The organism is Hydrogenophaga sp. 70-12, from assembly GCF_001897365.1.
Lineage (GTDB): Bacteria > Pseudomonadota > Gammaproteobacteria > Burkholderiales > Burkholderiaceae_C > Hydrogenophaga > Hydrogenophaga borbori.
This window is the reverse complement of sequence record NZ_MKSS01000347.1, coordinates 1-6755: the sequence shown is the minus strand read 5'-3', so window position 1 is coordinate 6755 and position 6755 is coordinate 1. Positions and strand designations below refer to the sequence as shown.

The window sequence follows — 6755 nt, the reverse complement described above, 5'->3', positions numbered from 1 at the left end:
CGCGGCCAAGTACAGCGGCTACATCGACCGGCAGAAGGCCGAGGTGGAGCGCGCCGCCCACTACGAGCACCTGAAGCTGCCGGCGGACATCGATTACCTGAAGGTCACGTCCCTGTCCTTCGAGGCGCGGCAAAAGCTGGCCCGGCACCGGCCCGAAACCCTGGGCCAGGCCTCGCGCATCTCCGGCATCACGCCCGCCAGCATTTCCCTGCTGCTGATTCACCTGAAGAAGGGTGGCGGCGGTGGCCTGGCCTCGGCCCGCGGCGCCACCGAGACCGCAGCCCCATGACGGACGCGCTGCGAAACGAGCTGCAGATCGGCCTGCAGGCGCTCGACCTCTCGCTGGACGAGGAGCAGGTCGACATGCTGATGGCCTACATGGCGCTCATCCAGAAGTGGAACCGGGTCTACAACCTGACCGCCCTGCGCGAGCCGGCGGAGATGCTGACCCACCACCTGCTGGACAGTCTGGCGGTGGTCGGCCCCTTGCTGCGTGAAACCGACGGACGCCCGGTGCGGCTGCTGGACGTGGGTTCGGGCGCCGGCCTGCCGGGCGTGGTGATCGCCATCGCCTGCCCGCAGATCGAAGTGACCTGCGTGGACACGGTGGCCAAGAAGGCGGCTTTTGTCCGCCAGGTGTCGGCGGAGCTGGGCCTGGTGAACCTGCACGCAATGCACGCGCGGGTGGAGTCGCTGAGCCGGGGGCGGGGAGAAGAGGGCTACGACGTGGTCACGTCCCGCGCCTTTTCCTCCCTGACGGACTTCATCCAGTGGTCGCGATCCGCGCTGCAGATCGGGGGCATGTGGATGGCCCTGAAGGGCAAGCACCCGCTGGAGGAGCTGCTGGCGCTGCCGGCGGACGTGGACGTGTTTCACGTGGAACCGGTGGCGGTGCCGGGCTTGAAGGCGGATCGCTGCATCGTGTGGATGCGGGAACGGATGGGCTGAGCGGCAAAGCCCGGGCCCGGCAGAACCCGTCACGTACACTCGACCCCTGCTTTCTGGGGGCCACCACCATGTTCGGCATCGCGGACTACGGCGCTTTCGTCGCCGCCATCGTAGTTTTTCTCGCCATTCCCGGTCCGGGCAACCTGGCCCTCATCACCTCCACCAGCAAGGGCGGCGTGCGCGGCGGACTCGCCGCTACCCTGGGCGTCATCGCCGCCGACCAGGTGCTCATGTGGGCGGCCGTCGCCGGCGTCGCCGCCTTGCTGGCGGCCACCCCGACCCTGTTCGGCGCGGTCCAGTGGATCGGCGCCGCCTACCTGGCCTGGCTCGGCTGGAAAATGCTCACCGCCAAGCCGGGCGATGCCCCGGTCCTCAACATCCGCCCGCGCCAGTACTTCCAGCAGGCGGCCGCCATCACCCTGCTCAACCCCAAGGCCATCGTCTTCTACATGGCCTTCTTCCCCCTGTTCGTCGACCGCGCCCACCACCAGGGCCTGGTCACCTTCGGCGCCATGGCGGCCACCATTGCCGCGCTCACCTTCGCCTACGGCCTGGGCATGACGCTCATCGTGCATTTCCTGGCCGAGCGCCTGCGCGCCAACCCCCGCATCGGTCGCACGCTGGAAAAGCTCGCCGGCGTCTTCCTCATCGGCTTTGGCGTCAAGCTGGCCCTTTCCAAGTAAAGACCCATGGCGAAGATTTTTTGCGTGGCCAACCAGAAGGGCGGCGTCGGCAAGACCACCACCACCGTCAACCTCGCCGCTGGCCTGGCCAAGGTCGGCCAGCGGGTGCTGATGGTGGACCTGGACCCCCAGGGCAACGCCACCATGGGTTCGGGCGTGGACAAGCGGGCCATGCCGCTGTCGGTGTACGACGTGCTGCTGGAATCCGCCTCGGTGGCCGAGGCGGCCCAGTGGTCCGACAAGTGCGGCTACCACGTGCTGGGCGCCAACCGCGAGCTCGCGGGCGCCGAGGTGGAACTGGTGGAGGTGGAGCGCCGCGAGCGCCGGCTCAAGCAGGCCCTGGCCGAGGTGGCCGACCAGTACGATTTCGTGTTGATCGACTGCCCGCCCTCGCTGAGCATGCTCACCCTCAATGGCCTGTGCTCGGCGCACGGCGTCATCGTGCCCATGCAGTGCGAGTACTTCGCGCTCGAAGGCCTGACCGACCTGGTCAACACCATCAAGCAGGTGCACGCCAACCTCAACAAGGACCTGCAGATCATCGGCCTGCTGCGTGTCATGTTCGACCCGCGCATCACCCTGCAGCAGCAGGTGAGCGACCAGCTCAAGGCCCATTTCGGCGACAAGGTGTTCGACACCGTGATCCCGCGCAACGTGCGCCTGGCCGAGGCCCCCAGCTACGGCCTGCCGGGCGTGGTGTTCGACCCCTCCGCGCGCGGCAGCCAGGCCTTCATCGCCTTTGCCGAGGAGATGGTCGAGCGCATCAAGAAGATGTGAGGGGAGGGTGTTCCACGTGAAACCGCAGAACGTCCTCGTCCTGCCCGGCTGGCAGAGCAGCGGGCCCGAACACTGGCAGAGCCGTTGGGAGGCGCGCTTCGGCTACCGCCGCGTCGAGCAGCACGACTGGATGCACCCGCAGCGCGGTGACTGGATGGCCCGCCTGGAAGACGTGGTGCTGGGCACCGACGGCCCGGTGCTGCTGGTGGCCCACAGCCTGGGCTGCATCCTGACGGCGGCCTGGGCCGCGCATTCCCGTCACACCGCCCGCGTGGTGGGTGCCCTGCTGGTGGCGCCGGGCGATTCGGAACGCGAGGACTTGCGCGAACTGCTGCCCAGCTGGTCGCCCATCGTGCGCCAGCGCCTGCCGTTCCCCGCCCACCTGATCGGCAGCCAGGACGACCCCTACTGCGGCTTCGAGCGCGCCCGGGGCCTCGCCGCCGACTGGGGGGCTGCCTTCACCGACCTTGGCCGTGCCGGCCACATCAACGCCGACACCGGCCTGGGCGATTGGCCGCAGGGCCAGGCCTGGCTGGACGAACTCAAGAAAGACAAGCACTAGATGGTCACCAAAAAACCCAAGGGCCTGGGCCGCGGGCTCGAAGCGCTGCTCGGTCCCAAGGTCGAGGACAAGCCCACCGCCGAGGCTGCGCCCGCCGGCGCGCCGTCCACCCTGCCGCTGGACCAGCTGGTGCCCGGCCAGTACCAGCCACGCACCCGCATGGACGAGGGCGCCCTGTACGAACTGGCCGAGAGCATCAAGGCCCAGGGCATCATGCAGCCGATCCTGGTGCGCCGGCTGAACAGCGGCCCGGACGCCGGCAAGCACGAGATCATCGCGGGCGAGCGCCGCTTCCGGGCCTCGAAGCTGGCCGGCCTGAGCGAGGTGCCCGTGCTGGTGCGTGAGGTGCCGGACGAGTCGGCCGCCGCCATGGCGCTGATCGAGAACATCCAGCGTGAAGACCTAAACCCCTTGGAAGAGGCCCATGGCCTGCAACGGTTGGTGAAAGAGTTTGGACTCACTCACGAACAGGCGGCCCAGGCCGTGGGCCGCTCGCGCAGCGCCGCCAGCAACCTGCTGCGCCTGCTGCAGCTGGCCGAGCCGGTGCAGACCATGCTGATGGCCGGCGACATCGACATGGGCCACGCGCGCGCGCTGCTGCCGCTGGACAAGGCCACGCAGATCACCACGGCCAACCAGGTCGCGACCCGCAAGCTGTCGGTGCGCGAGGCCGAGAACCTGGTGAAAAAACTGGCGGCCGAGTTCACCCTGGCGCCGCAGAAGCCGCGCAAGGAAAAGTCGCGCGACATCCGCCGCGTGGAAGAGGAGCTGGCCGACCTGCTGACCGCCGAGGTCGAGGTGCGCGTGAAGAAGCGCGTGAAGCGCCACGGCCGCGTCGAGGAGATGGGCGAGCTGGCGATCCAGTTCGGCTCGCTGGACGCCCTCAACGGACTCATCGAGCGGCTGCGCGCGGGGCACTGAGGCCCCGCCCCTTGCCGGGCTCAGGCCAGGGCCGGCGCCGGCTCCATGGACGGGCGGTGGATGTGGCCGACCGCGCCGTTGGCCTTGGCCGTCTGGTAGTGCCATTCGATGTCCAGCACCCCGGCCAGCGAGCCGTCCTCGGCCAGGCCGCCGATGGGGCCGAACATGAAGCCCAGCAGGATCAGTCCGTTCGGACCGGTGAAGGGCTGGTGGGTGATGCCGCCCGCCTCGACCATGTAGTCGCCCGCGAACACCTCGCCGTGTTCGTAGCCGAAACCGCCTTCGACGATGTAGGCGTGCGCGGCGCCGAAGTGCTTGTGCACGCCGGCCACGGTGCCGGGCTCCACCTTGAGCAGGATCACCAGCAGGCTGGAGGCGTCGTCGCAGTGCAGCAGCTTGAACTGCGTGCCCGGCATGCCCCAGGGGGTCCAGGGGATCTCCTTGGTGCGCACGATGAGTGAGCCGTCGGGGTAGCGCAGCGACACGCGCGGGTCGGTGCCGGTCTTGGCGTGGGTGATGGGCATGGGTGTCTCCGTAGGAATGGGGTCCGCGGCATCGGTGCCGCCGGCGCATGCTCGGCGGGGCTGGCGGCCCGGCGCTGCGGGAAAGCCCTGGGAAAGTGGTCGCCGGCCGCGCGCAATGCCGCTTTTTCGACAGAAACCCGCTAGGACGACAGGCCCGCCCGGCCTAGCATGGCGCCATGCACCCCCCGCTCGACAGCGCCCAGGACACGGCCCGGACCATCGGTCGCTTCGCGCACGCCGAACCCGAGCGCGTGCTGCGTGGCCCGTCGGGCGAGGTGGTGGGCGCCATCTGGTCGCACCCGCCCACGCACACGCGGGTGCAAGGCCTGGACCACCACGCGCTGGCGCTGCACCTGTCGGGCTGCACGCTGGTGGAGAAGTGGGCCGACGGCCGCTGCGTGGGGCACCGCTCCCGGGTGGGCAGCGTGAGCCTGGTGCCGGCGCGGCGCGATTCGGAGTGGACCATCGGCGGGCATTGCCGGGTGGCCCATGCCTACGTGCACCCGCAGGCGCTGAGCGACGCGGCCGAACGCCTGTCGCGGCCCTGGCCCGCCGACGGGCTGGGCGACTTCTTCGCGGCCGATGACGCCCAGCTCGCGCGCCTGCTGCACTGGCTGGTGCACGAGGCACTGGTCGACGGGCTGGAACCGCTGGCGCTGGAGCAGTGGCAGGCCCTGCTGCTGGCGCACCTGATCCGCCGCGACGCCACCGGCGCCGGGGCCGCGCCCGAGCGTCCGGCGTCCCGCCTGGCGCTCACCGGGGCCACGCTGCGGCGGCTGTTCACCCACATCGACGAGCACATCGAAGAGCGCCTGGCCGCGCGCCTGACGCTGAGCGCCCTGGCCGACATCGCCCACCTCTCGCCCGACCACTTCCTGCGCGCCTTCAAGCGGGCGGTGGGCCAGACGCCGCACCGCTACGTGCTGGAGCGGCGCCTGGTGCGCGCGCAGGACCTGCTGGCGCGCAGCCCGCTGGCCGTGGCCGACATCGCGCGCGACAGCGGCTTTCGCGGCCCCAGCCATTTCACCGCCGCGTTCCGGCGGCAGTACGGCCTCACGCCCAGCGCCTGGCGCGCCCAGCGGCGCGGCTGAGCCAGGCGCGGCACGGCCGCCGGCCTCAGGCCGAGAAGATCTTGCCCGGGTTGAGGATGTTGTCCGGGTCCAGCGCGCGCTTGAGCGTGCGCATCAGGTCCACCGCGCCGGCGCCGGCCTCGTCGAGCAGGAAGCCCATCTTGTGCAGGCCCACGCCGTGTTCGCCGGTGCAGGTGCCTTCCAGCTGCAGCGCGCGCGTCACGAGCTTGACGTTGAGTTCCTCGGCCAGGCGGCGCTCGTCGGCGTTGTCGGGGTCGATCAGGTAGCCGAAGTGGAAGTTGCCGTCGCCCACGTGGCCGACGAGGAAGTAGGGCAGGCCGCTGGCGTCGGCCTCGGCCACGGAATCGAGCAGGCAGTCGGCCAGGCGGCTGATGGGCACGCAGGTGTCGGTGCTCACGGCGCGGCAGCCGGGCTTGGTCTGGATGGCCGCGAAGTAGGCGTTGTGCCGCGCGGTCCACAGGCGCGTGCGCTCCTCCGGCGTGGTGGCCCATTCGAAGGCATTGCCGCCGAACTCGCTGGCAATGTCCTGCACGGTCTCGGCCTGCTCTTTCACGCTGGCGGGCGAGCCGTGGAACTCCATCAGCAGCATGTGTTCCTCGCGCAGGCCCAGCTTGCTGTGGGCGTTGACCATGCGCACGGTGTTGGCGTCGATCAGTTCGCAGCGCGCGATCGGCACGCCCAGCTGGATGACCTGGATCACGCAGCGCACCGCCGCCTCGATGGTGGGGAAGGAGCAGACCGCGGCCGAGATCGCCTCGGGCAGCGGGTAGAGCTTGAGGGTGATCTCGGTGATCACGCCCAGCGTGCCTTCGCTGCCCACCATCAGGCGCGTGAGGTCGTAGCCGGCGGACGATTTCTTGGCGCGCGTGCCGGTGCGCACCACCTGGCCCTCGGCCGTGACCACCTCCAGCGCCAGCACGTTCTCGCGCATGGTGCCGTAGCGCACGGCGTTGGTGCCGCTGGCGCGCGTGGCGGTCATGCCGCCGATGGAGGCGTCGGCGCCGGGATCGATGGGGAAGAACAGGCCCTCGCTTTTCACCGCCTCGTTCAGGGCCTTGCGCGTCACGCCGGGCATCACCGTCACGGTCAGGTCCTCGGCGTTGATGGAGAGCACCTGGTTCATGCGGCCGACGTCGATGCTGATGCCGCCCTGCACCGCGAGCAGGTGGCCTTCGAGCGAGGAGCCCACGCCGAAGGGAATGACCGGCACCTTGTACTGAGCGCACAGCGCCACGGCGTCGGCCACGTC

The 6755-nt window shown here is 70.1% G+C and carries 9 protein-coding genes; 7 read left to right on the top strand and 2 right to left on the bottom strand.

What is annotated here, in order from left to right:
• The 6 genes from BGO22_RS18100 to BGO22_RS18075 all read left to right on the top strand — a co-directional run.
• Window positions 1-289 (top strand): tRNA modifying enzyme MnmG family protein (locus tag BGO22_RS18100; protein WP_502686480.1); only part of this gene is annotated, 289 nt, incomplete at its 5' end.
• Window positions 286-948 carry a 16S rRNA (guanine(527)-N(7))-methyltransferase RsmG gene (gene rsmG / locus BGO22_RS18095; protein ID WP_286852066.1) on the top strand — a complete coding sequence of 221 codons (663 nt, stop codon included), beginning with the start codon at window positions 286-288 and terminating at the stop codon, window positions 946-948. The genes BGO22_RS18100 and rsmG, both read left to right, overlap by 4 nt.
• Before the next feature lie 68 nt (window positions 949-1016).
• Entirely contained in the window at window positions 1017-1631 is a 615-nt protein-coding gene (locus tag BGO22_RS18090) for a LysE family translocator (RefSeq protein WP_286852064.1), read from the top strand.
• A gap of 6 nt (window positions 1632-1637) precedes the next feature.
• Entirely contained in the window at window positions 1638-2408 is a 771-nt protein-coding gene (locus BGO22_RS18085) for a ParA family protein (protein ID WP_286852062.1), read from the top strand.
• Between the two features lie 16 nt (window positions 2409-2424).
• Window positions 2425-2970, top strand: coding sequence for an RBBP9/YdeN family alpha/beta hydrolase (locus BGO22_RS18080; RefSeq protein WP_286852060.1), 546 nt, complete (start codon window positions 2425-2427; stop codon window positions 2968-2970).
• Window positions 2971-3891 carry a ParB/RepB/Spo0J family partition protein gene (locus BGO22_RS18075; RefSeq protein WP_070399574.1) on the top strand — a complete coding sequence of 307 codons (921 nt, stop codon included), beginning with the start codon at window positions 2971-2973 and terminating at the stop codon, window positions 3889-3891.
• Window positions 3892-3911: 20 nt separating this feature from the next.
• Here BGO22_RS18075 and BGO22_RS18070 read toward each other — a convergent pair whose 3' ends face one another.
• Window positions 3912-4415 carry a cupin domain-containing protein gene (locus BGO22_RS18070; RefSeq protein ID WP_286852058.1) on the bottom strand — a complete coding sequence of 168 codons (504 nt, stop codon included), beginning with the start codon at window positions 4413-4415 and terminating at the stop codon, window positions 3912-3914.
• A gap of 176 nt (window positions 4416-4591) precedes the next feature.
• Between BGO22_RS18070 and BGO22_RS18065 the strand changes: the two genes are divergently transcribed.
• The gene (locus tag BGO22_RS18065) at window positions 4592-5506 is read left to right on the top strand and encodes a helix-turn-helix domain-containing protein (RefSeq protein WP_286852056.1); all 915 of its coding nucleotides are present in this window, start codon (window positions 4592-4594) and stop codon (window positions 5504-5506) included.
• A gap of 25 nt (window positions 5507-5531) precedes the next feature.
• Here the strand turns inward: BGO22_RS18065 and BGO22_RS18060 are convergent.
• A partial coding sequence (locus BGO22_RS18060) for an FAD-binding oxidoreductase (RefSeq protein ID WP_286852054.1) occupies window positions 5532-6755 on the bottom strand: 1224 nt, incomplete at its 5' end.

Bases quoted from the DNA above. Each gene is read 5' to 3' on its own strand.
- rsmG (WP_286852066.1), top strand. From the start codon at position 286: ATGACGGACGCGCTGCGAAACGAGCTGCAGATCGGCCTGCAGGCGCTC.
- BGO22_RS18090 (WP_286852064.1), top strand. From the start codon at position 1,017: ATGTTCGGCATCGCGGACTACGGCGCTTTCGTCGCCGCCATCGTAGTT.
- BGO22_RS18085 (WP_286852062.1), top strand. From the start codon at position 1,638: ATGGCGAAGATTTTTTGCGTGGCCAACCAGAAGGGCGGCGTCGGCAAG.
- BGO22_RS18075 (WP_070399574.1), top strand. From the start codon at position 2,971: ATGGTCACCAAAAAACCCAAGGGCCTGGGCCGCGGGCTCGAAGCGCTG.
- BGO22_RS18070 (WP_286852058.1), bottom strand. From the start codon at position 4,415: ATGCCCATCACCCACGCCAAGACCGGCACCGACCCGCGCGTGTCGCTG.
- BGO22_RS18065 (WP_286852056.1), top strand. From the start codon at position 4,592: ATGCACCCCCCGCTCGACAGCGCCCAGGACACGGCCCGGACCATCGGT.